Source organism: Neobacillus sp. GCM10023253 (genome assembly GCF_042653105.1).
Classification (GTDB): Bacteria; Bacillota; Bacilli; order Bacillales; family Cytobacillaceae; genus Neobacillus; species Neobacillus citreus.
On the sequence record NZ_JBHSHV010000028.1, the window covers coordinates 95,076 to 120,835 of the forward strand.

31 protein-coding genes and 1 other annotated feature are annotated in these 25,760 nt (G+C 43.0%); of the genes, 8 read left to right on the top strand and 23 right to left on the bottom strand.

Going from position 1 to position 25,760, the window contains the following annotated elements:
* Positions 1 to 100: 100 nt before the first annotated feature.
* The 6 genes from ACFPA1_RS25675 to safA form a co-directional block, all read right to left on the bottom strand.
* Positions 101 to 733 carry a response regulator gene (locus ACFPA1_RS25675; RefSeq protein ID WP_213146556.1) on the bottom strand — a complete coding sequence of 211 codons (633 nt, stop codon included), beginning with the start codon at positions 731 to 733 and terminating at the stop codon, positions 101 to 103.
* Entirely contained in the window at positions 726 to 1,775 is a 1,050-nt protein-coding gene (locus ACFPA1_RS25680) for a sensor histidine kinase (protein ID WP_378587148.1), read from the bottom strand. The genes ACFPA1_RS25675 and ACFPA1_RS25680 overlap by 8 nt, the downstream gene beginning before the upstream one ends.
* The gene (gene liaF, locus ACFPA1_RS25685; RefSeq protein WP_378587151.1) at positions 1,772 to 2,506 is read right to left on the bottom strand and encodes a cell wall-active antibiotics response protein LiaF; all 735 of its coding nucleotides are present in this window, start codon (positions 2,504 to 2,506) and stop codon (positions 1,772 to 1,774) included. The genes ACFPA1_RS25680 and liaF overlap by 4 nt, the downstream gene beginning before the upstream one ends.
* Before the next feature lie 82 nt (positions 2,507 to 2,588).
* On the bottom strand, positions 2,589 to 3,236 hold the full coding sequence (locus ACFPA1_RS25690) for a PspA/IM30 family protein (protein ID WP_378587154.1): 648 nt from the start codon (positions 3,234 to 3,236) through the stop codon (positions 2,589 to 2,591).
* A 20-nt stretch (positions 3,237 to 3,256) separates the two neighbouring features.
* The gene (locus tag ACFPA1_RS25695) at positions 3,257 to 3,604 is read right to left on the bottom strand and encodes a flagellar basal body rod protein (RefSeq protein ID WP_378587157.1); all 348 of its coding nucleotides are present in this window, start codon (positions 3,602 to 3,604) and stop codon (positions 3,257 to 3,259) included.
* A 168-nt stretch (positions 3,605 to 3,772) separates the two neighbouring features.
* Entirely contained in the window at positions 3,773 to 4,384 is a 612-nt protein-coding gene (gene safA, locus ACFPA1_RS25700; RefSeq protein WP_378587160.1) for a SafA/ExsA family spore coat assembly protein, read from the bottom strand.
* A 109-nt stretch (positions 4,385 to 4,493) separates the two neighbouring features.
* Between safA and ACFPA1_RS25705 the strand changes: the two genes are divergently transcribed.
* The 3 genes from ACFPA1_RS25705 to ACFPA1_RS25715 all read left to right on the top strand — a co-directional run bounded on the left by ACFPA1_RS25705 (position 4,494) and on the right by ACFPA1_RS25715 (position 6,736).
* Positions 4,494 to 4,874 carry a DUF1360 domain-containing protein gene (locus tag ACFPA1_RS25705; RefSeq protein ID WP_284037307.1) on the top strand — a complete coding sequence of 127 codons (381 nt, stop codon included), beginning with the start codon at positions 4,494 to 4,496 and terminating at the stop codon, positions 4,872 to 4,874.
* A 55-nt stretch (positions 4,875 to 4,929) separates the two neighbouring features.
* Entirely contained in the window at positions 4,930 to 5,091 is a 162-nt protein-coding gene (locus ACFPA1_RS25710; protein ID WP_213146549.1) for a hypothetical protein, read from the top strand.
* Positions 5,092 to 5,206: 115 nt separating this feature from the next.
* The gene (locus tag ACFPA1_RS25715) at positions 5,207 to 6,736 is read left to right on the top strand and encodes an FAD-dependent oxidoreductase (protein ID WP_378587165.1); all 1,530 of its coding nucleotides are present in this window, start codon (positions 5,207 to 5,209) and stop codon (positions 6,734 to 6,736) included.
* 255 nt (positions 6,737 to 6,991) lie between these two features.
* On the opposite strand, the gene ACFPA1_RS25720 is transcribed toward ACFPA1_RS25715, so the two are convergent.
* From ACFPA1_RS25720 to ACFPA1_RS25735, 4 genes are all read right to left on the bottom strand, one after another.
* Positions 6,992 to 7,132 carry a hypothetical protein gene (locus ACFPA1_RS25720; protein ID WP_213118169.1) on the bottom strand — a complete coding sequence of 47 codons (141 nt, stop codon included), beginning with the start codon at positions 7,130 to 7,132 and terminating at the stop codon, positions 6,992 to 6,994.
* A 56-nt stretch (positions 7,133 to 7,188) separates the two neighbouring features.
* Positions 7,189 to 8,658 carry an amidase family protein gene (locus tag ACFPA1_RS25725; protein WP_378587168.1) on the bottom strand — a complete coding sequence of 490 codons (1,470 nt, stop codon included), beginning with the start codon at positions 8,656 to 8,658 and terminating at the stop codon, positions 7,189 to 7,191.
* 97 nt (positions 8,659 to 8,755) lie between these two features.
* Positions 8,756 to 9,895 carry a DEAD/DEAH box helicase gene (locus ACFPA1_RS25730; RefSeq protein WP_378587171.1) on the bottom strand — a complete coding sequence of 380 codons (1,140 nt, stop codon included), beginning with the start codon at positions 9,893 to 9,895 and terminating at the stop codon, positions 8,756 to 8,758.
* An 81-nt stretch (positions 9,896 to 9,976) separates the two neighbouring features.
* A complete protein-coding gene (locus ACFPA1_RS25735) occupies positions 9,977 to 10,276 on the bottom strand; it encodes a DUF5658 family protein (protein ID WP_213146546.1) in 300 nt (99 codons plus the stop codon).
* Positions 10,277 to 10,495: 219 nt separating this feature from the next.
* On the opposite strand from ACFPA1_RS25735, the gene ACFPA1_RS25740 reads away from it, so the two are divergent.
* Positions 10,496 to 11,188, top strand: coding sequence for a Crp/Fnr family transcriptional regulator (locus ACFPA1_RS25740; RefSeq protein WP_378587175.1), 693 nt, complete (start codon positions 10,496 to 10,498; stop codon positions 11,186 to 11,188).
* On the opposite strand, the gene ACFPA1_RS25745 is transcribed toward ACFPA1_RS25740, so the two are convergent.
* Complete coding sequence (locus ACFPA1_RS25745; RefSeq protein WP_378587178.1) at positions 11,185 to 11,433, bottom strand: amino acid decarboxylase; 249 nt, start codon at positions 11,431 to 11,433, stop codon at positions 11,185 to 11,187. The two genes, ACFPA1_RS25740 and ACFPA1_RS25745, sit on opposite strands and share 4 nt — an antisense overlap.
* Positions 11,434 to 11,671: 238 nt before the next feature.
* Between ACFPA1_RS25745 and ACFPA1_RS25750 the strand changes: the two genes are divergently transcribed.
* A complete protein-coding gene (locus ACFPA1_RS25750) occupies positions 11,672 to 12,271 on the top strand; it encodes a copper resistance CopC family protein (RefSeq protein WP_378587181.1) in 600 nt (199 codons plus the stop codon).
* Positions 12,271 to 13,359 (top strand): copper resistance D family protein, encoded by a 1,089-nt coding sequence (locus ACFPA1_RS25755; protein ID WP_378587184.1) that lies wholly within the window; start codon positions 12,271 to 12,273, stop codon positions 13,357 to 13,359. The genes ACFPA1_RS25750 and ACFPA1_RS25755 overlap by 1 nt, the downstream gene beginning before the upstream one ends.
* Positions 13,360 to 13,409: 50 nt before the next feature.
* Here ACFPA1_RS25755 and ACFPA1_RS25760 read toward each other — a convergent pair whose 3' ends face one another.
* From ACFPA1_RS25760 to ACFPA1_RS25775, 4 genes are all read right to left on the bottom strand, one after another.
* Positions 13,410 to 15,293, bottom strand: a complete 1,884-nt coding sequence (locus ACFPA1_RS25760; RefSeq protein ID WP_378587186.1) for an AMP-dependent synthetase/ligase — start codon at positions 15,291 to 15,293, stop codon at positions 13,410 to 13,412.
* Positions 15,294 to 15,356: 63 nt separating this feature from the next.
* Complete coding sequence (locus ACFPA1_RS25765) at positions 15,357 to 15,722, bottom strand: SCP2 sterol-binding domain-containing protein (RefSeq protein ID WP_378587189.1); 366 nt, start codon at positions 15,720 to 15,722, stop codon at positions 15,357 to 15,359.
* 310 nt (positions 15,723 to 16,032) lie between these two features.
* Complete coding sequence (locus ACFPA1_RS25770; protein ID WP_378587192.1) at positions 16,033 to 16,635, bottom strand: TetR/AcrR family transcriptional regulator; 603 nt, start codon at positions 16,633 to 16,635, stop codon at positions 16,033 to 16,035.
* Between the two features lie 107 nt (positions 16,636 to 16,742).
* Complete coding sequence (locus ACFPA1_RS25775) at positions 16,743 to 17,759, bottom strand: 4Fe-4S binding protein (RefSeq protein ID WP_213146540.1); 1,017 nt, start codon at positions 17,757 to 17,759, stop codon at positions 16,743 to 16,745.
* 206 nt (positions 17,760 to 17,965) lie between these two features.
* Positions 17,966 to 18,211 (top strand) — a binding site (T-box leader).
* A gap of 57 nt (positions 18,212 to 18,268) precedes the next feature.
* Here ACFPA1_RS25775 and brnQ point away from each other — a divergent pair.
* Together brnQ and ACFPA1_RS25785 are read left to right on the top strand one after the other, a co-directional pair.
* Positions 18,269 to 19,609, top strand: a complete 1,341-nt coding sequence (gene brnQ, locus ACFPA1_RS25780) for a branched-chain amino acid transport system II carrier protein (protein ID WP_378587196.1) — start codon at positions 18,269 to 18,271, stop codon at positions 19,607 to 19,609.
* Positions 19,610 to 19,767: 158 nt separating this feature from the next.
* On the top strand, positions 19,768 to 21,420 hold the full coding sequence (locus ACFPA1_RS25785) for a glutamine--tRNA ligase/YqeY domain fusion protein (protein ID WP_213146538.1): 1,653 nt from the start codon (positions 19,768 to 19,770) through the stop codon (positions 21,418 to 21,420).
* Positions 21,421 to 21,548: 128 nt separating this feature from the next.
* On the opposite strand, the gene ACFPA1_RS25790 is transcribed toward ACFPA1_RS25785, so the two are convergent.
* From ACFPA1_RS25790 to ACFPA1_RS25825, 8 genes are all read right to left on the bottom strand, one after another.
* A complete protein-coding gene (locus tag ACFPA1_RS25790) occupies positions 21,549 to 22,565 on the bottom strand; it encodes a PAS domain-containing sensor histidine kinase (RefSeq protein WP_378587199.1) in 1,017 nt (338 codons plus the stop codon).
* 14 nt (positions 22,566 to 22,579) lie between these two features.
* On the bottom strand, positions 22,580 to 23,029 hold the full coding sequence (locus ACFPA1_RS25795; protein ID WP_213146537.1) for a GAF domain-containing protein: 450 nt from the start codon (positions 23,027 to 23,029) through the stop codon (positions 22,580 to 22,582).
* A gap of 15 nt (positions 23,030 to 23,044) precedes the next feature.
* Positions 23,045 to 23,698, bottom strand: coding sequence for a response regulator (locus tag ACFPA1_RS25800; RefSeq protein ID WP_378587204.1), 654 nt, complete (start codon positions 23,696 to 23,698; stop codon positions 23,045 to 23,047).
* A 13-nt stretch (positions 23,699 to 23,711) separates the two neighbouring features.
* The gene (locus ACFPA1_RS25805) at positions 23,712 to 24,371 is read right to left on the bottom strand and encodes a sensor histidine kinase (RefSeq protein WP_378587207.1); all 660 of its coding nucleotides are present in this window, start codon (positions 24,369 to 24,371) and stop codon (positions 23,712 to 23,714) included.
* 104 nt (positions 24,372 to 24,475) lie between these two features.
* Positions 24,476 to 24,760 (bottom strand): hypothetical protein, encoded by a 285-nt coding sequence (locus ACFPA1_RS25810; RefSeq protein ID WP_241113786.1) that lies wholly within the window; start codon positions 24,758 to 24,760, stop codon positions 24,476 to 24,478.
* Positions 24,747 to 25,058: a hypothetical protein gene (locus ACFPA1_RS25815; protein WP_213146535.1), complete on the bottom strand. Its 312-nt coding sequence runs from the start codon at positions 25,056 to 25,058 to the stop codon at positions 24,747 to 24,749. Before ACFPA1_RS25815 ends, ACFPA1_RS25810 begins: the two co-directional genes overlap by 14 nt.
* Positions 25,051 to 25,242 carry a hypothetical protein gene (locus ACFPA1_RS25820; protein WP_213146534.1) on the bottom strand — a complete coding sequence of 64 codons (192 nt, stop codon included), beginning with the start codon at positions 25,240 to 25,242 and terminating at the stop codon, positions 25,051 to 25,053. Before ACFPA1_RS25820 ends, ACFPA1_RS25815 begins: the two co-directional genes overlap by 8 nt.
* On the bottom strand, positions 25,232 to 25,756 hold the full coding sequence (locus tag ACFPA1_RS25825; RefSeq protein ID WP_213146533.1) for a Rieske (2Fe-2S) protein: 525 nt from the start codon (positions 25,754 to 25,756) through the stop codon (positions 25,232 to 25,234). The genes ACFPA1_RS25820 and ACFPA1_RS25825 overlap by 11 nt, the downstream gene beginning before the upstream one ends.
* Positions 25,757 to 25,760 lie beyond the last annotated feature (4 nt).

The window sequence follows — 25,760 nt, forward strand, 5'->3', positions numbered from 1 at the left end:
CTCACTTTTATAAACTTATGAGACAAGTTCTCGGATTAGTAGGGGATTTTTTCGGTGCATGCAAAAAAGACTTCCCAAACACGGGAAGTCTTTGAAAGATCTATTGAATCAACGAATGCTTAAATGCATAAATAACCGCCTGCGTGCGGTCCTGGACATTAAGCTTGCTTAAGATATTGCTAACATGTGTTTTGACGGTTTTTAAAGCGATAAAAAGTTCGTCAGCAATTTCCTGATTGGTCTTGCCCTGGGCCATCAAAAGCAAAATTTCCAGTTCGCGGCTGGTTAGGTCCTCATGGGGCAGGTGCTGGCTTTTTTGGCGCATTTTCACCATCATTTTTCCGGTTACTTCCGGTTCGAGAACGGTTTGGCCCTGGTAAGTGGCACGAACAGCATTAGCGATTTCACTCGCTTTTGAAGTTTTCAACATATAGCTTGTTGCCCCAGCCTCCAACGCCGGGTACACTTTTTCATCATCCAAGAAGCTGGTCACGATAATGATCCTGGCTTCCGGCCACTGTTCGATAATTTGCCGTGTCGCTTCAATTCCATCCATTTCCTTCATGACCAAATCCATTAAAATGATATCCGGGCGCAGCTGCAACGCCAGCTCCACTCCAGTTTTTCCATTATCCGCCTCGCCTACAACCTCAATATCAGGCTGTGCTGAAAGATAAGCGGACACCCCGATTCTAACCATTTCATGATCATCGACAAAGACTACTCTAATCATCCGCACCCTCTCCATTACTCATCACCGGGACCTTCACTTCAAGCCTCGTCCCCTTATTTTTCATACTGACAACCTTTAGCGTACCGCCAATTTCCAGCGCCCGCTCATGCATATTCTGCATGCCATAAGAGCCGGCTTTCGCAGACTCAACCTCAAAACCAAGCCCGTCATCAACCACCCGCATGATGATCAGATGATCACGCTTGATTAACAGCACATCCAGTTTTTTCGCCTTCGCATGTCGCAATGTATTGGAAACCGATTCCTGAAGAATCCGGAAAAGATGATCCTCAACACCCTTATCAAGCGGAAACTCCTCTACCTTCCACTCAATATCCATCGATACCTTTTGCCTTAATTCGAGCAGCAGCTCCTCAATTCCTTCCTGGAGTGATTTGTTCTTTAAGGCAATCGGACGCAGATGGAGAAGGAGTGCCCGCATCTCAAGCTGGGATTGATGAATCATTTCCTCCACCATTTTTAACTGTTTTGACTCAAAGGATTCCGCGGATACTTCCCTCGTCTCATTGATGGCTGACATCATCATCGAGGCTGCAAATAGCTGCTGGCTGACGGAGTCGTGCAGTTCTCGTGCTAACCGATTCCGCTCCTGTTCAATTATTTCCTGAATGCGCGCTTCCTGGTCCTCCACCTTTTCAGTGGCGAGACGCTGTGAAAGCTTTGCCTGTTCCGCCAGCTGTTTGCCGATTTTTTCAATTCGGCCGGCAATCGCCTGCATTTCTGCCACCGGCTGCTTGCCGGTTACATCCGTATGCCTTCCCTCCTCCAATTGATGGAGGGAGTGTTCAATACTGTGAAACTGCCTTCTCCAAAAAAGACCCGTCACAGCACCAAGCAGAATCCCGCCAGCAATACTGAAAGCGGGAACAAAAATGGCAATCGGAATATCCATGAAATTTCTCGTCCATAATTCTGACCAGTCTTTCAAAGGAAAAACTATCGTAAAAACGGCAGTAATCATAATCGCCAAACCTAAGGCAAAACTGATACTCCACATAATCTGACGGCCTGTTGCACTCATATCCGGCTCACCTCTAAATTCCCGACGATGAGCGAAGTAAAGATTTTTACCTTGTGCTCGGCCTCTTCATAACCTGGTGTTTTTAATTGAAAAATCTGGTTAAACATTTTTGCTTCATGATGATCAAATACCGTTGAGGAACCGATCAGGCAGGAATGCTGGACACTGACGTCCACCTCATACGGGACGAGAATCTGCACATTCCCAATTAGGTTTCGAATAAATATGACCGTTTCCCCTTTTGGCAGCATCGTATAGCTAAGGTCAATGATTGTGTCGCCGATACCGGCCTGGATATTGATATCATTCCATTCATAAACACCGACCGGCGTTTTTTGCTGGCCCAACAAGATATTCTCAAATAATGGCTTTGTTTGAATGAGCATTTCTTCTTTGGACGTTTTTTCCGTTTCGATAATTTGCAGGTCAATCTTATTGGGATTCTTTTTCGAGGTTATAAATTGTATAAAAAAGTGCAGTAAGATTGCTAATAGAAAAAATTTAAAAGTCATCATGTTTAAGACGCTGATGACAAAGAAAATGATTCCGCCGATGAAAAGCAGTTTGCCAAGCTTTTTACCAGACCTTTTACGGCCCAAATAAACCATACCGCCTGCGATAAATAAAGAGAAAATGAGCCCGCTGTTGAAAAATAATATTTCTAAAAGCAATATGACCACGCCGACAAGCATCAGCCAGCCTAGATAGTCATTTTTTACATTTTTAAACATCGGTTCACCTCTCCTCTCGTGTTATGTATGGTCAAAAGGCGTAGGATCCTACGCCTTCATTCTTAAGAATACCATGTTTTAGTTAAGAAATGGGCTTGCTTTCTTCCAATTTTATGTTTTTTTCTAATTCGGCAACCTTCGCGTCAATCGTGCTGCGATAATAAGAGCTGTTCACCTTGTGCTCAAGGCCGTCAAGGTAGTTCTCAATTTCATTGAAGCGGGAGAAGGCTTTATCCGAATAGGTATTAGAGTCTAATACCTGATTCATGCGCTGGTTGGCGCGCGTGACGTTCTCACGCCCCATCAGTTCCATCCGGCGAAGCTGCATGTCTTTCAGTTTATGCTTCATTTCTTCATATTTTCTTTCCAATTCCCCAAGCTGACCTTTTACTTGGTCAAGTGAGGCACTTAGGCGCTCGACACGGGCAGTATATTGCTGGAATTCGCTTTGAGCAAATTGATATAACTCTTCCTCGCCGGCTTTCGCTGCCACTTCGGCTTGATACTTTCTTTTCGCTGCCATTTCCGAAGCCTGATGGAGTTCTTTTGTAAATTCATCCCGCAGACGGTACTGGCGCTCTACCAGTTTTCTAACCTTTTCAGTTTCCTGCTCGCTTTCGCGAAGATATTGATTCAGCAGGGCAATCGGGTTTTTGTTTTCCTTTTGGTCAAGTGCTTCATGTAAATCGGCTAAGACAGTGTTTTTAATTCTTGTAAATAAGTTGGTCATGATCATACTCTCCTTTAATATTAGTTTTTGTTTAGATCGTTCCATTGTTTTTCAAAATTAATGAATGGATCGGATTCTTCCTTAAACTTAATGGTTTTGTTTTGATTCCATTTTTTGTAGATGATATATAGCACATATGCTGCGACGGCACCGATGATGGCAGGTACATTATGGAAAGCTGCCATCAGGACGATGAATCCGATAATCCCAAGACCTATTTTTGCCCAGATGGAATCTGCTTTTAAAAATTGCTTTGCTATGAAGTAAAGAAGCACTAGGCTGACAACTAATCCTACCATTGGACCGATAGTGGAAAGTAACACCACTGCGGCGATCCCCCCCGCAACCAATAAACCAAACTTTTTCATTTCGTTGTTCACTCCCTTTCTTTATCTTGATTTCATCTTACCTTTTTTGCATGGTTTCCATAATTGCGCTAGAGCTTGATTTTTAGATAGGTCTGGAGTCTTAGAAAGAGTCGGCCCGATGAAACACAAAAAAGGCCAGTTTCCTACGAAACCGACCCTTCTTCCATGTTATTTAGATATAAACATTTGCACCCAATAATGTCCGTATGAACCGCCCTTTGCGTAACCGACGCCAATATAGGTATTGGAGCTTAAAATGTTGGCGCGGTGTCCGGAGCTGTTCATCCATGACTGTACCACAGATGCCGGTGTTGTCTGCCCTGCAGCAATATTTTCGGCAGCAGTACGATAGGAAATTCCAAAGTTCTTCATCATTGTAAACGGACTGCCATAGGTAGGGCTTGTATGGCTAAAATAACCTTTGTCCCGCATATCCATCGCCTTGTAGCGGGCAACCCGTGACAGCTCCCAATCCGCGGTCATCGGCTTTAAGCCATTTTTCGCACGCTCCTGATTGGTCAATTGAATCACTTGGTTCTCAATCGATTTTACCCCGCCTAAGTCCGGTATCGTTACCTTTTGGCCAGGATAGATGAGAGCCGGATTTTTAAACTGGGGATTGGCAGAGATAATTTCCGAAAGACCTACCTGATACCTGACTGAAATTTTCCAAAGCGAGTCTCCCGGCTGAACCGTATAGATCTGCTGGGCAAACGACACGCTTGGGATACAAAATAGAGCTAGCAAAAACAAGAAACTAAACCATAGAGATTTTTTCATTTTACACCTCCTCCGAATATAGAATTTTGATTTCAGGCTCAAAATATACAGGGAAGGATAAATATAATTTAAAGCCGATGCTACGAGGCTTGTGGAGGACTATAAACGAGTGAAAGACATTTCCTGGATGACTTATATTATGTTAATTTTGGCGAGCTATCGTTTTACCCATTTAATTGTTTTTGATAAAATTACCGAATCGATTCGCAGGCCATTTATGAAAAAAGTAGAGGTAAAAACGGAGAACGGGGAGGTACATACCAAAGAGGTCCCAAAATCCCTGTTTGGTTACTTATTAAAGTGTTATTGGTGTGCCGGTGTCTGGAGTGCGATTATTCTGGGAGGCGCCTATTTGATTTTTCCCAAAATCACTTTAGTTTTTATTTTTATTTTTTCCATTGCCGGAGGCCAATCCATTATTGAGACGTTTGTCGGCGTCAATATTAAAAAAGTTGATTATTATTCAGAGCTAAAGAAAAAGGATAATTAGCAAGATTATTTCCCCTAGCGCATATATTTTTAAAAAGATTTTAAGGGGGAATATTGTGGGTGTCTGGTGGGTTACGACAATTGGCGTGGTGATTTGTCTTGGTCTTGCAGGTGGTGTATTGGTTCACTTTTTAAGAAGTGCCTTAGATATCGAAGACTCGACCCGTATAGATAAAATCGACAGCAATAACGAAACCCAATTTACAGACAAGTCTTAAATGGTGATATTCGCACGGACCCTGTTTACGCAGGGTTCTTTTTTATTTAGCTTACATTGATTTTTCATTTTAGGAAAAATTAAACAAGAGATTATTTTGGTAATGGAGGGTATTTATGAGTTCTAATAAAATTCCAAGATTCCCAAAGCCTTATTGGCGGGAAATCGAATTGCCTTCTTTTGAAGCCTTAAATGAAGATTTGTCTGTTGATGTGGCTGTGGTCGGCGCTGGAATTACGGGTATCACCGCCGCCTATTTATTGACACAGGAAGGGCTGAAGGTGGCAATTTTGGAGGCCGGCACTGTGCTAAACGGCACAACAGGGCATACAACTGCTAAATTAACGGCACAGCATGACATTATTTATGATGAATTGATTAGTCATTTTGGCGAGGAAAAGGCCCGACAATATTACGAATCGACCTCTTCGGCTATTGAGTTCGTCGAACGGCTCGTAAATGAGAAAGGAATTGACTGTGATTTCAGCAAAGAAGATGCCTATGTGTATGCCACTACAGAGCAGTCGAAAAAGAAGCTAGGAACCGAATCTGAGGCCTACCAGCGCTTGGGGATTCCTGGCACGTTAAAGGATACAATTCCTTTCAATATTCAGGTAACAGGAGCTTTGGCCATGCATAACCAGGCCCAGTATCACCCGTTGAAATTTTTGCGGGCACTTTTGGATGAAGCTGTGAAGGCCGGCTGTCAAGTTTATGAACATACGACGGCTTGGGATATTGAGGATGCGGAAGGTTCCCAGCCTGTGGTGGTAACCAAAGGCGGCAATCGTGTATCGTGCAAGCATGTGATCATGGCTTCGCATTTTCCTTTTTACGATAAACCGGGGCTATATTTTGCAAGAATGTATGCGAGCAGATCCTACGCCATTGGAATCAAGCCAGCTAAAGAGTATCCCGGCGGCATGTATATCAGCGCCGACGACCCGCCCCGCTCCATCCGTTATACGCCTATAGATGGGGAAAAGTTGATTATTGTGGGCGGTGAGAAGCATAAAACTGGCCAGGGCGAAGACACGATGAAGCATTTTGAAGCTTTGGAGGCCTTTGCTGAAGAGGTATTTGGGATCAAGGAATATGCCTACCGCTGGTCCGCGCAGGATTTGATTACCTTGGACAAGGTTCCATATATCGGCCCGATTACGGAAGACCGGTTGAATGTTTTGCTGGCGACCGGATTTAAGAAGTGGGGCATGACGACAGGTATTTTTGCCGGTCATCTGCTGCGGGATTATGTATTGGGCCGGGACAATCCTTATAAAGACCTGTATTCTCCGCACCGGTTCAATGCTGACCCTGAATTAAAAAATGTCATCACAACGAATTTGGATGTGGCCAAACACCTTATTAAAGGGAAAATTGAATTTGTTCCGAAGGATGCAGATGAGTTGGTTGCTGGTGAGGGCTGTTCCGTCATGTTTAACGGAAAAAGAGCCGGCGGCTACAAGGATGATGACGGCAAGCTTTTTGTGGTAGACACAACCTGCACCCATCTCGGATGCGAATGTGAGTGGAACCATGCCGAAAAGACTTGGGACTGCCCATGCCACGGTTCCCGCTATTCCTTTAAAGGCGAAGTGATTGAAGGTCCGGCCAAGGAAGGGTTGGAATTGCTGTCGGAAGGGTGAAATTAGGTCGAAGAGGTGCGGATTAGGACCTGGGTTGTGGGTAACGACCTTTGTTGACCAATACTCAAAGGACACCTAGTTGGATATCTACAAATTCTTAGCGGTTATCTACAATTTTTTATGGATATCTACAAATTATTAGCGGTTATCTACAAAAATTCAAAGATATCTACAAATTTCCAGTGGATATCTACAATTCGACTTTTCTCCTAAAAAACGCCTCCCAGTCGCTCAAGGGAGGCGTTTTTATCTCAGTTATCTAGGGTTCCCGTGCGGACGGTTCTGTTTTAAAGCTTCGCCAGTTTCAAATTCAACCAATTCAGAGCTTGTTTTCATGGCTTTCTTGCGGTTGTTATTACGCTGGGCATTCGCGTTGCCGAGTTTCGTTCTACCCACACTAATCAGCTCCTTTTTTAAAAAGTCATTGATAGTATGAGTGAAAACAAAATGACTTATTCTAAACTTAAAACAGGTGTTTTTCTTAATTTTGTCAGCTGTTCAAAGGCATAGGCCACCTCAATCAAAACAGGTTCGCTGTAGGCGGTTCCGGCAAACGTGACCCCCACCGGCTCACCACTAACAGTAAACCCAGCTGGCACAGCGATGGATGGATAACCCGCTTTGGCGCTGATGTGCGACCCTTCATCGCCTGGAAAAACAATTGCATCCAACCGATATTTTTCCAAAGCATAATCAATTCCTTGCTCTGTCGAATGATATAAGTCGAATTCCAACGCATCCACATAAGCGGACTCTGTTAAAGATCCGCTTGTCCGTTCAGACTCAAGCAGCACTGCCTGGCCATATTTCAGCATTCGCTCTTCATCCGCTTTGTTAAACGCAATCAAGTCGCGCAAGCTGCGAACTGTAATGGATGGGTGTAAACCATTCAAATAGGCATTCAGGTCTGGCTTAAATTCATAGGTTAACAAATCATATTTCCATTCCGCTTTGGCGCAAGGAATTTCAATTTTCTCCACGACTTCCGCACCAGACGATTTCAAAGCCTCCACCGCTGCCTGAAAGACTTCTTGCTTTTCCTTCGTTAAAAGCTCAAGGAACCCATCAACAGCGATGCCAATTCTTTTACCTGCCAGACCGTCCTTAAGAAGACTTTTTGAAAAATCGACCCCGGCCAGCGGATTCGTCAGCGTAATTGGGTCTGCCTCATCTCTGCCGCATAAGGCGCCCAGGAGAATCGCAGCATCTTCGACCGTTCTTGCCATCGGTCCTGCTGTATCCTGAGTATGGGCAATCGGAATAACCCCGCGCCGGCTAATCAAACCGACTGTCGGTTTAATGCCGACTAGTGAATTTTGACAGGATGGATTTAAAATTGATCCAGAAGTTTCCGTCCCAACCGCAACTGCCGTGAAATTGGCAGCCACAGCAGCACCCGAGCCCGAACTCGACCCGCCGACATCAAATTTGCCTGGGCCATACGGATTTAATACCTGACCGCCGCGCGAGCTATAGCCGCTTTTCATTCCATACGCCATGAAGTTGGCCCACTCCGTCATATTTGTTTTTCCGAGAATAATCGCACCGGCCTTGCGTAATTGCTCGGCTACATAGGAGTCCTTCATGGCAATAGAATCCTTTAAAGCTAGCGACCCGGCACTGGTATGCATTTTGTCATGAGTGTCAATATTGTCCTTTATTAAAATCGGAACGCCATGCAGCTGACTGCGCGGCCCCTTCACTTTTCGTTCTACATCAAGTGCTTCCGCTATCTGTAAGGCATCTGGATTTATTTCCAGAACCGAATGAATCTCCTTATCATAAACTGAAATCCGTTTTAAATATAACAGGACCAATTCCTTGGATGTAAGCTCGCCGCTTTCTAATTTTTCTTGAATTTCACTAATGGTGACTTCCTCAAGCCATTCTTCAAAAAACTTTTTTAATTTTGGACTTTGCATCACGTTTCCCCTCCAATTTCACCTCTTATTTATTCAAGAAAGTTACCTAAAATCCTTTTCCATTATGAAAAAAAGGCTGTGGAAAATCCACAACCCTCTAACGCCGCAGCGTCTGCTGCTCCGCCACGATTTGCCCTCTATAGAAAATTCTTTTTTCAACCGACACTTTTAATTCCCGGCCATACTGTTTTAATTCCCGCTCTTCCCGGTCTGTTACCAGTGAGATGACCATGCCATCCGCTCCCATCCTTCCGGTTCTGCCGGCGCGGTGGATATACTGGGTAATATCTTTTGGCATGTCAATCTGGACAACATGAGTGACCCCCTGAATATCCAGTCCTCGTGCCGCCACATCGGTAGCAACCAGCATGTTCAGCTTTCCATCACGGAACGCTTTCAGGATCGCCTGACGGTCTAGCTTTTTCATTTCACTATGTAATATTCCAACTGAAAGGTCTTTAAAATCGAACTTTTCCTTCATCACCTGGAGTTCGCCGATATCATTGATAAAGGCAAGCGACTTGCTGCCTTCAAGGCGGGCTATTTTTTCAAGCAATTTTATTTTGTCACGGCGTTCGCTGACAAAATAAACATGCTCAACTTCTCCACCGGCTGAAGCCGTATCATTCCGAGAAACTCGTATAAATTCTGGCTCTTTTGCTAATTCCCTAGCAGTCTTTTCGACTGCAGGCGACAGTGTGGCAGAAAACAACACGACTTGCCGGTCGGCCATCGTGGATTTCACAATAGTTTGCACTGTGCCCAAATGCTCATGAATAAGCAGCTGGTCGCCTTCGTCTAGGACAATCATTTTAACCTCGTGCATTTTCACTTTTTTCTGCTTAATCAATTCGAGCAGCCTTCCTGGCGTGGCAAAGATGACATGCGGGCGCTTTTTTAATTTTTCAAGCTGGCGTTTCAGGTTGGCCCCGCCGATAATCGATGTGCCCCTGATGCCGCTGCCTTCCGACCACTTTTGGAATTCTTGAAAAATCTGCATCACCAGCTCCTGGGAGGAAGCCAGTACAACCCCTTGAAGAGACTGTGCATCGGCATCTATTTGATTGAGCAATGGCAGTAAATAGGCTAGAGTTTTTCCGGTTCCCGTGGGCGATTCGGCAATCACATCTTTTCCCTCTAGAATTAATGGAACAGCCTGTTCTTGAACGACGGTGGCAGTTTGAAATCCAGACTTTTCCCATGCCTCTTGTAAAAATGGCTTTAAATTATTTAACATGTTGTACTCCCTTTTCTAAATCATTTTTCATGTTGTATTTGATACTAACGCAATTAGTTGCAAGTGTCTAGTTGGCAAAGGTTAGGCTGAAGTATTGAAATAGAGGAGAATCCATACCATATGGAAAATTAGCACAGAAAAATAAAGAACACAAGCGGAAATTAAAAGGGTACGAACCCTTCCCTTTAAGGGATTAAGATAATATAAACCAATTAACATAATGGGAAGGAAAACTTTAATCAGGTAAAAATACTCCCAGCCTTTTTCAATGACCGCCTTTATCAGAGGATTTCCCTCCTCCACGACTCCTAAAGATATTCCGAAATGTGTCAAAAGCGCATCCAACGCCCCTGCACCCAACAAGAAAAAACAAAGCCTCACATTAGCCCACCTTTCACTATACAGTCTTTCTACAAAGTAATGTGCCGATACGTGATATATATAAAGGCAAAGATAAATTTATTATAACAGATAAACGAACGCTTTGTTCTTAAAATAGAACGTTGTATCAAAAAAATTGTATTGATAGATATCACTACAAGCAGATTAGAAACCAGATAAAATGGGATTAGAAATGGTCGTTAAAGGAGTGGACTTAGAATGTGCTGTGAACATGCCTGCTCACATGAAGCTTCATGTCTCATGTCTGTACCTGTTTTTAAAGGGTTGAATGAGGTAGATCGGCAAATTTTGCAAAAGGTAACAAGGAGCCGATCCTTCAGTAAAGGGGAATTCATTTTTCGCAATGGAGAACAATCTGAAGCCTTATTTGTAGTTAATGAAGGATTGATTAAATTAACTAAAATGTCTGCGGAAGGAAAGGAACAAATCGTACGTTTGCTGTTCCCAGGGGATTTTTTCGGGCTGTTTTCCTTATTGAAAAATGATAAGCATTATGTAGATGCGGAAGCTGCCGGGCCCCTTACTGTTATTTGTTACATTGATAAAAAGGATTTTCTGAAAACAATGGAAAGTAATGCGGATTTGTCCTATCGCTTTTTGCTTGCCCTAAATGACCGGCTTTTTGAAGCCGATGAATCTATGGGACAATTAAGTCTAATGGAAGTGGAACAGCGTCTGGCCAGTTTTCATGATAAACAGCGGGCTGAAGGCGGGGCATTTACGCTTCCCATCACAAAAAGGGATTTAGCGAGTTATATAGGCACAACTCCAGAATCGGTCAGCCGTAAGCTTTTGGCGTTTGCGAAGCAAAAGCTGATTGTGCTGGACGGTCCAAGGCAAATTCAGATTCTGGAGCCGGAACAACTTAAGAAAATTGCCGAGATCTCTTAAAACTCATCAAGTTTGACGGACATGAGGCGGACATGCATTGGTTCAAGCTCATTCACAATGACATTCATCCCCAAGGACTGCAAATTCGCAATAAGCGGTTCCGCCCGAAATGGCAGATGAATCTCAAAAATAGTTCCAATTGGGGCTGCTTTAATAAAATTTAATATTTCTCGGCGTGGATGTTCCCCCTTAGCAATTCGTTCCCGGACATCCATGACCGCTTTCTTATCAACTATCTCAAACATAATTCGTGCTCTCCCTTATATTGATTTAATTAATTGAAATCAGTATATCGTTTTCTTTGACTTACCGAATTGATTCAAATCAAGGTCAACAAATTTTTTTTAAAACTAATAAGTAAATAGAAAACACAGACTGATAATTTGACATGTTTGTGAACAATGCTTTCAAAATAATATTCATGGGAAGAAAAATGATAGAATGAACAACAAGGAAGTTTACAATATAATGGAGTTGAAAATAATGATAAAAAAAATCTCCTTTATGGTATCTATGTTGTTTTTTCTATTAGGAACCAATGTATTTGCACACTCCCATTTGGAAGATTCCTCTCCGAAAAATGGCGAGGTGGTAACACAGGAGCTTAAAGAAATTACCCTTACCTTTGAAACAAAATTAGAACAGACCAGCACCTTTACAATGAAAAGTCAAAACGGTACTGAAGTCCCTCTGTCACAGGTTACTGTTGATGGCAATAAATTAGTGGGAACGCCAACGGATAAATTAGAAAACGGCGGATATACTGTACATTGGAAGATTATCGGAATTGACGGCCATTTATTAGAAGGCGATATTCCATTTACGGTGCAGTTGCCTGAGGTTCAAAAAGCTGCTGCTTCAACAGAAGGCACTTCTACTGAGCAAGCATCAACGGAAAAGGCAGACAAAACTGCCGATACTGTAGCAAAAGAACAGAAAGCAAAGAGTGCCGCTGTTATGGCCAAGAATGTTGAGACAGACCAACCGACCTTTAAAAACTATGTGATCCCTGCCTCAGTCGGCCTCTTGATTGTCGTCGGTGCGGGAAGTTACTGGTTACTATATAGAAGGAAGCGTGCTTAATGTTCATAGCGAATGTCCTTAGTGAAGCCTTACTTTATTTGTGCTTTTCCATATTGTTAGGCAGTTTTATTGTACAGCTTGTTCCGGAAACGGCACTCCCTCAAATAAAAATCTCAAAAGGTCTATTGCTGACAGCAACTCTCGGAGTTGCTTTTCTTTCGTTTGTTCCGGTTTTAAAAATCATTTTGTATTTGTATAAGGACCTAGGGTTAGGGATGACCGTTAAATCCGTGCTTCTCAACTTTGAGGTTGGGAAGTCTTGGGTTCGTACTGCTGTGATCAGCTTTATTCTGTTGATTTTTTTATTACCTATCCGCCTTGAGAAAAAGCGAATCTTTTCTTTTATAGGGCTTATCTTTACCATCATTTTAATAAATGTGCGAGGCTCAGCGAGTCATGCCAGCTCCATTGCGGGATGGCAGGGTTATTTCACCCATTCGACCCATTTTCTTGCCGTTTGCACATGGATAGGAATTCTTGTTACGGTCGGCTGGTTTTCAAAAAATCATGATAATTGGCAGCGGTTCTTAAAGTGGTTTACCCCTGTGGCAGGGGCTTGTATAGTCTTGATTGCCCTGACAGGATTTGACCTGATGAGCTATACGATGAATGAAGGCGACTATGTCAATTCGTGGTCCTTATCTTGGGGACAGGCGCTTTTGCTTAAACATTTAGCCATTGCTCCACTTTTGGCATTTGCTTTTATTAACAGCATCCTGATTCGGAAAAAACTATCAAGTGACGCGGCATTTAATCCGCGGCCTTGGGTGCGGCTTGAAAGTGTTGTCGTGTTACTGATCTTTTCAATGACGGGGGCACTTGGCCAGGAATCGCCGCCGCATAATATCCAAACAACACTTTCTGAGTCTGGATACTCACCGCTCTATACCTTTTTTCATGATGGCAAGGGTACATTTCCGCTGCATTTTTCACCAGGTCTTATGTCAGTTGGACTTTTCATATTAGCATTCATTTTTTTGGGAATGATCGTCTTAAGCTTTACCAAAAAGGCGCCAAAAATGATGTCCATTATCATGAGTATCCTATTTATCCTTGCTGGATATTTAGCTTTAATGCTGGCTGTTTAATAGCCAAAATAAAATGAGCGTGAACCACTGAATGTGGTTCACGCTTTTTTTTAATGGCCACCGCTTCGCTCATGGCTTACTGATAAGCCAACTGCCGCCTCATTAGCGGCAATCCGCATATCCATAAAGCTTTCCTCCGCGTAGGCATGTTCGATAACGTCCTTGTATTTTTTCTGAATTTCCGGCAGGCGGACCTTTAAAGACGGGGTCAGTTCACCATCATCAACTGTCCACTCCTTACCAATAATGACAACCTTTTTTGGCTGTTCATACTTGGCAAACTTTTTCGTAAATTTGGCCACTTCCTTTAATAACAAGTGCTGCACTTCCGGCTCCCTTAACAGCTGCTCGATATTTCTGGAAAGCCCTTTCTTTTCTGCCCATGGCAAAAGATTCTCCAGGCTTGGGGTGATTAAGGCAATGACATACTTTTTGTCCTGGCCAACAAGAACTGCATTAGATATATAAATACTTTGAGTCATCGCATTTTCAACTGGCTGCGGGGCGACATTCTTTCCGGTCGTCAGGACAATAATCCGCTTTTTCCGGTCGACAATTTTTAAATAGCCTTCCTCATCGATACTGCCGATGTCCCCGGTTTTAAACCAGCCATCTTCGAATACCTCTGCGGTCGCTTCTTCATTCTTGTAATAACCCTTCATAACACTTGGACCTTTGACCAATACCTCACCATCCGGAGCAATTTTAATCTCCAAATTCGGAAGCGGTTTGCCAACAGTCCCTACCTTGGAACGGACCATCGGATTTGTACAGACGACAGGCGCCGTTTCCGTCAGACCGTAGCCTTCAAGTGCTGGAATATCGACAGCCCAGAAGAACTTGCCGATTTCTGGATTTAAAGCACCTCCTCCAGAAATAAGCCCTCTTACTCTGCCTCCAAGCTTAGCTTTAACCTTGTTGTAGACAAGGGCATTGGCAATCTTCCAGCTGCGCTTGATTTCTTTAGGCAGGAAGCCTTCTTTCATGAAATCATCAAAGCTTTTGCTTAAATAATGCTCGTATTTTTTCAAACCCACTCCAATTGCCCATTTAAATATTTTCTTCCGTAATGGCGTACCGGATTCGACCATTCTCTGGGCAGTTGCATAGACTCGTTCAAACAGGAGCGGAACGCTGACTAACACAGTTGGCCTGACCTCCAAAAGGTTTTCTTGAACCTTTTCGATTCCTTCAGCATAAGCGATGGTTGAGCCCACTGATAATGGCATAAATTGTCCGGCCATCCGCTCAAACACGTGTGATAGCGGCAAATGGGAAAGCATCACATCGGATGGTCTTGCCTCAAGCACCCAGAATTGAACTCCTTCGATGTTAGCCAGTATATTGCCGTGTGACAGCATTGCTCCTTTCGGGTTGCCTGTTGTTCCTGACGTGTGGATAATCGTGGCGAGGTCGTCCCTGGTCAATTCGTCCCAAATTGATTCCCAATTATCTAACGGGTTTACAGAACCAAGTTGGGCCAAATGCTGCAGTGATAGAAGGGTGTCTGTATCGGTGAAGTTCGTAGGTGTGAAGATAAGCGCCGTTTTCATGGGAACGCTCCCATTTTGAGGCACTTTTTTTAAATAGTTTTCATCTTGAACAAAAATAAAGGTGCAATCAGCATTATTTAATATATACTCGACCTGGTCATTTGGAAGCGTTGAGTGGATGGGCACGCTGACAGCTCCTAGACTTAAAATGGCCAAATCAGCTACCGGCCAGTAGGGGTTATTTTCTGATAATATCGCAATCTTATCATTTCGTTTTACACCAAGATGGGCAAGGCCTGCTGCCACCTGTTTCACTTTTTCCCAAAAGGTAAAATAGCTGATTCCATGCCATTTCCCATTCTGCTTCCATAAAAATGCATCCTTATCAGCGTAGCGGTGGGCAGTGCGGGCAACGACTTCCACTAGATTATTCGCCTTCATTGGCAACCTCCTATCAAATTTAGATTTTAAAGAAAACCCGGTAAATTACCGGGCCGCTTAATCTTACAAACTGTCTTTTACGTTATATTGACGAAGAATGCTTTCAATCTTTAAGGCCTTACCCATATCCCCTTTAATTTTCAGCTTGCCGGTCATGAATGCCATCGTGCCGTTTAATTTGCCGAGCATGAATTGGTGGAAACTTTTCAAAGACATAATCAAAGTACAGTCCGCTGGTGTTACAGAGCCTTCCTTGACCGCTGACTTGCCATCCTTGAATTGAAGCTGGTATGTGCCGACATCATCGCCGGTTATATCAAATTGATAGGTTGCTTGGAGGCCTTCAATCGGACCGGAATTCCCATTTAATGTTTCCTCAATTTTTTTCATTAAATCTGCTAAAGAATATTCTTCAATTGTTTTTGACATGATTAATCCCTCCTAAAATAGATATAAAGTATTAGCGGTCCGGAAGCATTATTAGTATCATATTCTTCTCCGCCCAGAAGGTTCTGTTCTGTTCTGTGTCAAAGCAGTCTTTACATATCATCGTTATATTTAAAAGAAAATGATCCACTTTTCCTCCTTTGAATGGGTAGTGCTGAATTTTCAGATATTTTTATGATACCAATACGTACTCGTATTGTACAACCGAAAAATTTCGATACTATTCGACATCCCCCCTATGATATGTTGTTTTCCTCTGTATTCGGGCAAGAATGCAAAAAAAAAGCACCCGTTAATTGGTTAAATTAACGAATGCTGCGATAACTATTCGATTTAGAAGCCGGGCTAAATCATCATAATGGTAAGGACTGTCATCTTTTCCTTTATAGTTTTGTACGACTACTTCATTTATAGCTCCAATCATGGCCTGGGATACGATATGTAGTTCTGTCTCGGAAGCAGTTTCAGGAAGGTAGCCTCGGACTGTTTGAAACATCAGCTGCGCAAATCGGCGGTGGGCCTCACTTCTAGCCATCTCGACGTCTTGGGAAACACCGACTGACTCCACCAGCATTAAATTGGCCACTTTTACATCAGTAAAACAAATCTCGATATAGCGGCGGATACCAACGTACGCCTTATAAGCTGTCCGGGTTTCTTTGTCAATGGCCAGGCTTACCTCTTGAAGTATTTCGGTTGCCACCACGTCAAAGAGGCTGGCCAATAATTCTTCCTTGCTGTTGAAATGCTGGTAAAAGGTTGTTTTTGAGACTCTTGCCATCTCGACAATATCAAGAACTGAGGTGTTTTTATACCCCTCATTGGTAAATAGAACTAGTGAGGAATAAAGGATTTTTTCCTTCGCTTCCTTTGGCATTTCCGTAACAAAAAGCATCAATAAATCAGTCCAATCTATTTAATACCTGTTCATATGAGTTGTCTTAATTTTAAAAGATATTTTTCTATTTAACAAGAAACAGTTTTTCAAAAAAGACGGGCCTTTTAGTGGCCAACATAGTTCGCATCCGGAATCAATTGCTGCCATTCTTTATAGGTAATAATCGTATCCCAGTGACCGGTTAGTTTTGCGACAACGACAACTATGAAAAACAATGCAAGAAAGCCAACAGGAATGAACCATTTATTTACCTTTTTGTTCACTACCGTCATGTTCAATGTATCTTTAATTGGGCAAGCCTCCACACAGGACATGCAGGCATTGCAATTTGGCGAAGCGACAACCTTTTTGGTATGAACCTTGATTCTTTGCGGACAAACCTTTGTACACATTTCACAGTTCGTACAGGTATCTTCATTACGGCGCACCTTTGTAATTCTGAACAGGGAGCCAAGGCCGATCATTGCGCCATATGGGCACAGGAAGCGGCACCAGAAGTTTCTGAAGAATAAGGACAGGACAAAAATTACTAAGATGACCTTCAAAGCAAAACCGCCGATGTTTAAAAAGAACAGCAGCATTTTTACATCAGAAATTTTATTATACGGTTCATCTAAAAATGCCTTTGCCTCAAACGTCGGCATCGCAAGAATCATACTGATGAAAAAGTACAGGAGCAAATATTTTAACGGAGTTAAAATCCAACTCAGCCAAGTTGGTATCTCAAAATTCTTTTTAAAAAGCTTTCGTCCAAACCAAGCAGTTATTTCACTGACGGTTCCAACCGGACAGAACCAACTGCAAAACGATTTGCGAAAGATAAGCCCCGAACCGATAAAAAAGGCAAATAAGACAAGTCCGGCCGGGTGAATCATATCAAATTCGCCGCTTGTCAGCCAAACCTTCAACGCTACCAAGGCGCTGATTGGAAGAAACCCCTCGACTGCCGATGGACGCTCAACAAAAGGCTTTTCCCCAAGCGTTTCAAAGTGCATATAAAACTGATAGAATCTTAGTCCAACGTATAACAAAAATAACAGGAAAATAGCTTGAACAGCATATCGAGTTATTTGAACAGGCTTTCGTTTCAACTGTTTCCTATACCAGGCTTTTGACTTCATAAAGTTCCCTCCGTTCCTCATATCTTAACTATAAGGAACAGGAAAATATGGATATGTGATTTTAATCATCGCATTTAGGTAATTCATAAAGCTGTCAAATTAGCGACTAAATTCCGTCAAATAATTTTTTTTTAAAAAAGTACTTGAAATATTATTGAAGTATAATATAATCAATCTATAAAATTTATTTCGACTTTTTAGAAACTTCAAAATCGATGACGAGAAGAGTAGCTTGTAATTCTTAGACTTTAGAGAGCCGGCGGGTGGTGAAAGCCGGTGTCAGGACGCAAGTGAAAATCATCTCCGAGATGCAGGGCTGAAAAACCAAGTAAGCTCTGCCGGACCGCCTGCCGTTACAATAGGACACGTATGATGGTACGTTGATCGAGAGCCGCAACTGTTTTTTTGTGTTGCGGAAGTAGGGTGGTAACGCGAGCATGCTCGTCCCTATCCATAGGGACGGGCTTTTTGTATTGTTTTTAGAAAATCGTCAAAAGGGAGAGAGAGTTATGAAAAAGAAAGACACACTATTTGTTGGACTCATGCTATTTTCAATGTTTTTTGGTGCAGGCAACCTCATTTTCCCACCCTTTTTGGGAATGGGCGCAGGAACTTCCTTCTGGCCGGCGATTACCGGGTTTGTTGTAACAGCGGTTGGATTGCCTTTACTTGTTTTGGTTGCAATTTCCCTTGTAAAGGACGGCGCTAATACTTTAGGCAACCGTGTTCATCCATGGTTCGGGACCATTTTTACAATCGTTGTCTATTTATCAATCGGACCATTCTTCGGGGTTCCACGCAACGCCAATGTCGCGTTTGAAATGGGCTTCAAGCCGTTTTTGGGAAATGTATCTGTCGGCCAGACCGTTCTCTTATTCGGTTTTACGGCAGTATTCTTTTTACTTGTTTATTTATTAAGCTTAAATCCATCAAAAGTGGTCGACTATATGGGCCGCATCATCACACCTGCATTATTATTGTCAATTGTTGTTTTGTGTGTATTAGGATTTGCAAAACTTGATAAACCGCTTCAGGCTCCGTCTGAAACGTATCAAACAGCGTCCCTTTTCAAAGGCTTTATCGATGGTTATTCCACCATGGATGCCTTAGCAGCACTAGCGTTTGGAATTGTTATTTTAACTGCGTTGAAACAAAAAGGTGTAACTGAGAAGAAACAATTAACAGCTTACACTCTTAAAACGGGGATCGTTGCTGGTGTGGCACTGGCACTTGTATATGTTGCTATCGGGTTCCTTGGTGCAAAAATGGCGGCTTACGGAACATTTGATAACGGTACAGCATTGTTATCAACTGCTTCTACTATTGTCTTAGGCAGCAGCGGCAAGGTTCTGCTTGGTCTAATTTTTACACTCGCTTGCTTTACAACCTGTGTCGGCTTGACAATCGCTTGCGGTCAATATTTTTCAAAAATACTGCCAAAGCTAAGCTACCGTTTTGTCGTAACTGCTGTAACGATTCTTAGTTTCTTGATTGCTAACCTAGGCTTGAACCAAATTATCGCCGTTTCTGTTCCATTCCTTGTAATGGCATACCCATTAACAATCGTTCTTGTCGTACTGGCATTCTGCCATCGCTTCTTCGGCGGTTCCCATAAGGTATACGCAGGAGCCATGCTGCTGACTGGACTTGTCAGCCTGTATGACGGCTTAAAAATGTTTGGTCTTGAGTCGAGCGTTCTAAACCATTTAATGAGCAATCTTCCATTTGCCTCTGTTGGTTTAGGCTGGGTTGTTCCAGCTTTGGCCGGGGGTTTGGCCGGGGTTGTTTTGGAAAAATTAAGTCGTTCATCCTCTTCGAATGAGGAATTACAATTAGAAAAAGCTTCTTAATTAAAAAGTAGATGCCAGCGGGCCTTAGATCCGCCGGCATCTTTTTTTCGTTAACCTTCTTTATACCTGTTTTTCGGATGAAATGATGGGAACAATGGAAAAATATCAGTATTTATGTTATGAATAATAAGTAGATACGATGAAAGAGGTTGAAAAGGATGGATAATCAAACATCTAACTTTATTAAGGATATAATGATAAAAGATTTGGAATCAGGCAAGCACGACAAAATCGTGACCCGCTTCCCGCCTGAGCCAAACGGCTATTTACATATTGGCCATGCCAAATCCATCATCTTAAATTTTGGCTTGGCGGATGATTTTAACGGACTGACTAACTTGCGCTTTGATGACACGAATCCATTAAAAGAAGATATTGAATATGTAAACTCTATCAAAGAGGACGTCAAATGGCTCGGCTTTGAATGGGACGACTTATTATTTGCCTCCAACTATTTTGAGGAAATGTACAACCGCGCTGTCCTGCTAATCAAAAAAGGGCTTGCTTACGTTGATGACTTAAGTGCAGATGAAATTCGTGAATACCGAGGAACACTGACTGAGCCTGGTAAGGAAAGCCCGTATCGGGACCGTTCCATCGAAGAGAATCTTGACTTATTTGAACGGATGCGTGCTGGTGAGTTTAGTAACGGTGAAAAGGTGTTACGTGCGAAAATCGATATGGCTTCGCCAAATATTAACCTGCGCGACCCGGTTATTTACCGCATTTCTCACGCCACACATCATAATACAGGCGATAAATGGTGTATCTATCCGATGTATGCATTCGCTCATCCGCTCGAGGATGCGATTGAAGGAGTTACCCACTCTATCTGTACGATTGAATTCGAGGATCAGCGTCCACTTTATAATTGGGTTGTTGAACAATGTGAGATGGAGAACACACCGCAGCAAATCGAATTTGGCCGCTTGAATTTAACCAATACCGTAATGAGCAAGCGGAAGCTGAAGCAGCTAGTTGATGAAGGGTTTGTTGATGGCTGGGATGACCCACGTATGCCGACCATTTCCGGAATGCGCAGAAGAGGCTTCACCCCTGAGTCTATCCGGGCGTTTGTTCGTGAAACGGCTGTTACCAAAAATAATGCTACAGTTGATGTGGAAATGCTCGAGCACTTCGTCCGCGAGGATTTAAAATTAAAGGCGCCGCGGACAATGGGTATTATTAATCCATTAAAAGTGGTCATCACCAACTATCCAGAGGGACAAATTGAGCTTTTGGATGCGGAAATCAACCCGGAAAATCCGGATATGGGGATGCGGAAAATTCCATTCTCCCGTGAGATTTACATTGAGCAGGATGATTTTATGGAAAACCCGCCAGCAAAGTACTTCCGCCTCTTCCCTGGCAATGAGGTCCGTCTGAAGCATGCGTATTTCATTAAATGCGAGGAAATTGTCAAGGATGCAGATGGCAAAGTGGTTGAACTGCGCTGCACCTATGATCCTGAAACAAAGAGCGGTACGGGCTTTACTGGCCGAAAAGTAAAAGGAACTATTCACTGGGTCGAAGCGGCACATGCCGTTCCTGCTGAGTTCCGTCTTTACGAACCGCTGATTTTAGACGAGACAGAGGAAGATGAAGGCGCGACTTTCCTTGATAAAGTGAATCCAAATTCGCTGGAAGTGCACCAAGGCTATGTTGAGCCAAACATGAAGGAATGCCAGCCGCATGACAAATTTCAATTTTTCCGGCATGGTTATTTCAATGTTGATCCTAAGGATACCGCGTATGGTGAAAAGCTTGTGTTTAATAGGATTGTTTCCTTGAAGAGTTCGTTTAAACTTTAACAATAAAGAGGCTGCCCCGCTTTTCGGGGCAGCCTTTTATATCATTCTGATTATTTAATTCGCATATATAAACGGACGATTCGCTGATATAACCGAAAAATCCGCTGATATACTTAAACCCACATTCTTTAATCCTTGGATATCGGCACTTCCAGAATGATTTTCGTGCCAATCCCCGGTTCAGTATTAATCGACAAGGTGCCGCCGACTGAACGAGCCCGTTCATCCATACTGAACAGCCCGACTCCTGGAGACTGATTCCCCAGATCAAACCCTTTCCCCTTATCTTCAACCATTACTCGGACAACATTGTCCATTTCCCTAACTGTTACGGAAGCATCCAAAACCTCGGCATATTTACGAATGTTTGTCAGTGCTTCCTGGATAATTCGGTAAATCGTCAATTCAATGCTGATGTCAAGGCGCCGGTTTAACGCGCAATCGAAATAGACGTCAATATTATAATGATTGGAATACCGAGAAAGATAAGAGCGAATCGCCGGAATTAAACCTAGGTCATCCAAGACAGAAGGCCTCAGTTCCCAAGAGATTTCCCGGATTTCTTCAATTAATTGGGTAGCTTCCTCCTGCATCTGCTGCAAGAGCGAATGGTCCATCTCCGACAAAAGGCGGTTAATGGTAATCAGGTGACTGTAGAGGTTTTGTCCGATTCCGTCATGAAGATTCCGTGAAAAACGCTTTCTCTCCTCCTCTTGGACATCGATGATCCGTGCCATCATTTTTTGCAGTTCCTGCTCGACCCGCTTGCGTTCAGTAATTTCATAACGTATTGCCAAATACTGATACGGCCTGCCCTTATCATTTAAAAAAGGAACAATCGTCGTATCGACCCAATAATAGGTCCCGTCTTTGGCTTTATTACAAATCTCGCCCTTCCACACCTGACCGCTGCCAATCGTTCTCCACATCTCTTTAAAAAATTCTTTTGAATGATGTCCCGAATTGATGATACGGTGATCCTGCCCAATCAGTTCTTCCCTTGAAAATTTAGATATTAGGCAAAACTGGTCGTTAACATATGTAATCATCCCCCTCGCATCGGTGATGGCAACAATTGAGGAGGCATCAAGGGCAAATTTGTAATCCGTCAATTCATTTCTTGTTTGCTGTAAATCCTTGTCCATTTCCATCCCCCGCATCAAAATAAATGCTCCTTTAATAGCTGTTCGAGAGCTTGGGCAGATTCAGCCACCTTTTCCTGCTCCTCTTCTGCAAAGAAGTACTCCTCTCTTTTTCCGATAAGGAGCACTCCCTTTGGTATGCCACTAAAAAATAAAGGGACCGCATAGGTAGCCACAAGTTTTTCAGCAAGATTAATGGGATAATCCGTCACTTTTCCTATGATGGAGTTTGGAAAATTTGTAATCATCATAGGGCTGCCGCTTGATATAATTTTTCCTGCGATTCCTTTTCCGAAACGGACCGTTATTCGTTTGTATTTATCGTTTAAATTTCCGGAAGCGTAATGCCACCTGACATCAGGACCTGATTCATTTTGCAGGGCAAGCCCGACAAAATCGCAGCCGATCTCAGCTCTTAACCGCTCACAAACTATAAACAATTCTGGGAGTTCCCTTAACTCTGACATCTACGCACGTTCTCCTTAAATGCCATATCCCAATAGCCCCTTCCTAACGGCATATTCGACCAGCTCAGGCCTGGTTTTCATTTGCAATTTTTCCATCAGATTGCTTTTATGGGTTTCGACCGTTTTGACACTGATGACCAACTGTTCGGCAATCTCTTTATTAGCGTATCCTTTGGCAATAAGAGTAAGCACTTCTTTTTCCCGCTCGGACAACAGATTGTACGTATCATTGCCATCCTGTTTTACGCCTGCTAAGTATTCCTCCATCAGGCGTTTTTGTGCAGACGGATGCAAGTAGGCATCTCCTTTAGCCACAGATTCAATTGCCGACATTAATTCATCATGCGGGGCGCTTTTTAAAATACAGCCGCTGGCGCCGCCTTGGATGGCTCTGAACAGGTATTCCTCGTCATCATGCATCGTTAAAATTAAAATATTCACTTCAGACATTTGCTTTTTTAATTCCATTGTTGCGGTAAGGCCGTCTTTTCCATGCGGCATGCTAAGGTCCATGACAACCACATTCGGTTTTAGCTTCAACGCTTTTTTGATGCCTTCATTGCCTTCAGATGCTTCTCCGACTACTTCCATTTCAGGATTCGTTTGCAGCAGCATTTTCAGGCCGCTTCTTACCACGGCATGGTCATCTACCAACAGAATTCTTATCAATGTAAACTCCCCTTTAATTCGATAATGGAAGAGATATTTCTATCGATGTTCCTTCTCCTATTCTAGAGGATATCACACACTCACCGCCAATCAGAAGCATTCTTTCCTTCATCGCCGCGAGCCCTGAAGAAGGTTCATTTCCTTGGAACTCTTCAGGCTGGAATCCTTTCCCGAAATCACGGATGGTAATCTTTAGTTCAGATTCTTTCCAGAAAAAGTTCATTTTTACAATGGCTGTATCTGCGTACTTTGCAATATTGGTTAATGCTTCCTGACATACACGAAATACGGCAATCCGTTGTTTTTCCGCGATTAATTTTCCCTCACCGCTGGACTCTAACTCCACGATTATGCCAAATGTAGAGGTATAACATCCAATATAGCTTCTCATGGCCGGTAACAATCCAAGTGTTGTCAGGGCAGGCGGATGGAGTTCGACGGAGAGCAATCTAATTTCCTGGATTGTTTTTTCAATCAGCAGGTTCATTTCCCTCATGTAGCTTTTCTTAGACGAGTCCTGTTCTCCTGACGCGAGAAACTGTAATCCTGTTAAAATACTATATAAGTTCTGGCCGACCCCTTCATGCAGTTCATGCGCAATTCTTTTGATTTCCTCTTCTTGGGAGTCAATAATATATGTGCAAACATTAGGGTTTGTTTTTAATGAATCCATTTTTACCTGCCCTCCTGTCTTCTAATTCTCAATTTAAATATATCTCAAGTCTAATTTTAAACCTATTGGTGATTTAAAAAGCTTATAAAAAAATTCAGGTTCTCCTAGAAGACCTGAACCTTTTTAAACGTATAGGTTAAACCACTTTCCTCATCGGCAGCCGACCACAAACCAGCAGACTCCGTTACTTGGCTTGCCAAAGGCACTGCCAAAAAGTAAAAATCATCAAAATAGAAGCGGAGATGAGTTCCATCCGGGCAAAGCTGAACCTTTTTTATCGATTTGCTCACCACAGGGGCCTGGTCCCCGCCATCCCGGTCCTGAATGGCAATTTCAACTTCAGCACCGGCGAAACGCTCCTGTATTTTCTTGATATCAATGGACGCCACAGCTATTACACCCTCTCTCAACAGGGTAGATGAACATCTTGTAGCCTTGCAGGTACTCCCAAAACTTCTCTCCCGCGTTTTCCTCGATAAACTTAATCGTTTCGTCCTCGGACACCCAACTGCTCATCCCTTTAATTTCAGCAATCACCATTTCGGCACCTTCAACGACCTTTTCTTCGAGATACCAATTTAAACGTTTCTTGGCAAACAGCGATTTCAGCAGTTCGTCAATCTCCCCAGAAAATCCACCGGCCTGCGGGCGAACAAAGCAGAAATCAATATACGTTTCACTAGTCATTGACATTCACACCTTTTTTATAAATGATGAATGCAACTGGGAATAAGACAACATTCACAACAGCAGCGATGATGGTGTTTGTGTAATTTTCGTAAAAATATTGATGCACCATGTATTGTGTAAAAATAATGTTTAACATCAGCACCACAAGCAGCAGGCCGACAGGGATATAACTACGCTTCATAACGCTTCACCCCCACGGCATAGACAGCGCCGTTTTCCACTTTCACATGGATTTCAGGCAATGGACGTCTTGGCGGGCCGGCAATTGGTGCGCCTGTTTCAACATCAAATTTTCCGTGATGGCAAGGACATAGCATCTCGCCTTCATCCTTTTGCCAAAAAACAGGACAACGCAGGTGTGTGCAGGCATTTTGGTACGCGACAAATTTCTTTTCCGATATGCGAATTAGAATGGCGCTGTCGTGTTCGCCAGGAAAATGAAAATCAACAGCGTCACCTACAGGAACCTTATCTAAATCAGCAATTTTATGTTTCGGATATTTTTTATCTTCTAAGCGGTTGAGCTCCTTTGCCGCCATGACTCCCCAAGGAAGTGATGAAACGGCGAACACTCCAGCGGCACCAACCAAGGTCTTCATGAAACCGCGGCGGTCCAACTTTCGTTCGTTATTTCTATTAATATTGTGGGTATAGTTATCTTCATTGAACGGGATTTTATTATTTTTATCGCTCATGGTA

Bases quoted from the DNA above. Each gene is read 5' to 3' on its own strand.
- ACFPA1_RS25695 (WP_378587157.1), bottom strand. From the start codon at position 3,604: ATGAAAAAGTTTGGTTTATTGGTTGCGGGGGGGATCGCCGCAGTGGTG.
- ACFPA1_RS25715 (WP_378587165.1), top strand. From the start codon at position 5,207: ATGAGTTCTAATAAAATTCCAAGATTCCCAAAGCCTTATTGGCGGGAA.
- ACFPA1_RS25820 (WP_213146534.1), bottom strand. From the start codon at position 25,242: ATGAAGCGTAGTTATATCCCTGTCGGCCTGCTGCTTGTGGTGCTGATG.
- ACFPA1_RS25805 (WP_378587207.1), bottom strand. From the start codon at position 24,371: ATGGATTCATTAAAAACAAACCCTAATGTTTGCACATATATTATTGAC.
- liaF (WP_378587151.1), bottom strand. From the start codon at position 2,506: ATGTTTAAAAATGTAAAAAATGACTATCTAGGCTGGCTGATGCTTGTC.
- brnQ (WP_378587196.1), top strand. From the start codon at position 18,269: ATGAAAAAGAAAGACACACTATTTGTTGGACTCATGCTATTTTCAATG.
- ACFPA1_RS25745 (WP_378587178.1), bottom strand. From the start codon at position 11,433: ATGTTTGAGATAGTTGATAAGAAAGCGGTCATGGATGTCCGGGAACGA.
- ACFPA1_RS25785 (WP_213146538.1), top strand. From the start codon at position 19,768: ATGGATAATCAAACATCTAACTTTATTAAGGATATAATGATAAAAGAT.
- ACFPA1_RS25675 (WP_213146556.1), bottom strand. From the start codon at position 733: ATGATTAGAGTAGTCTTTGTCGATGATCATGAAATGGTTAGAATCGGG.
- ACFPA1_RS25775 (WP_213146540.1), bottom strand. From the start codon at position 17,759: ATGAAGTCAAAAGCCTGGTATAGGAAACAGTTGAAACGAAAGCCTGTT.
- ACFPA1_RS25795 (WP_213146537.1), bottom strand. From the start codon at position 23,029: ATGTCAGAGTTAAGGGAACTCCCAGAATTGTTTATAGTTTGTGAGCGG.
- ACFPA1_RS25765 (WP_378587189.1), bottom strand. From the start codon at position 15,722: ATGTCAAAAACAATTGAAGAATATTCTTTAGCAGATTTAATGAAAAAA.
- ACFPA1_RS25755 (WP_378587184.1), top strand. From the start codon at position 12,271: ATGTTCATAGCGAATGTCCTTAGTGAAGCCTTACTTTATTTGTGCTTT.
- ACFPA1_RS25825 (WP_213146533.1), bottom strand. From the start codon at position 25,756: ATGAGCGATAAAAATAATAAAATCCCGTTCAATGAAGATAACTATACC.
- ACFPA1_RS25770 (WP_378587192.1), bottom strand. From the start codon at position 16,635: ATGCTTTTTGTTACGGAAATGCCAAAGGAAGCGAAGGAAAAAATCCTT.
- ACFPA1_RS25760 (WP_378587186.1), bottom strand. From the start codon at position 15,293: ATGAAGGCGAATAATCTAGTGGAAGTCGTTGCCCGCACTGCCCACCGC.
- ACFPA1_RS25815 (WP_213146535.1), bottom strand. From the start codon at position 25,058: ATGACTAGTGAAACGTATATTGATTTCTGCTTTGTTCGCCCGCAGGCC.
- ACFPA1_RS25725 (WP_378587168.1), bottom strand. From the start codon at position 8,658: ATGCAAAGTCCAAAATTAAAAAAGTTTTTTGAAGAATGGCTTGAGGAA.
- ACFPA1_RS25730 (WP_378587171.1), bottom strand. From the start codon at position 9,895: ATGTTAAATAATTTAAAGCCATTTTTACAAGAGGCATGGGAAAAGTCT.
- ACFPA1_RS25750 (WP_378587181.1), top strand. From the start codon at position 11,672: ATGATAAAAAAAATCTCCTTTATGGTATCTATGTTGTTTTTTCTATTA.
- ACFPA1_RS25790 (WP_378587199.1), bottom strand. From the start codon at position 22,565: ATGGACAAGGATTTACAGCAAACAAGAAATGAATTGACGGATTACAAA.
- ACFPA1_RS25740 (WP_378587175.1), top strand. From the start codon at position 10,496: ATGTGCTGTGAACATGCCTGCTCACATGAAGCTTCATGTCTCATGTCT.
- safA (WP_378587160.1), bottom strand. From the start codon at position 4,384: ATGAAAAAATCTCTATGGTTTAGTTTCTTGTTTTTGCTAGCTCTATTT.
- ACFPA1_RS25680 (WP_378587148.1), bottom strand. From the start codon at position 1,775: ATGAGTGCAACAGGCCGTCAGATTATGTGGAGTATCAGTTTTGCCTTA.
- ACFPA1_RS25690 (WP_378587154.1), bottom strand. From the start codon at position 3,236: ATGACCAACTTATTTACAAGAATTAAAAACACTGTCTTAGCCGATTTA.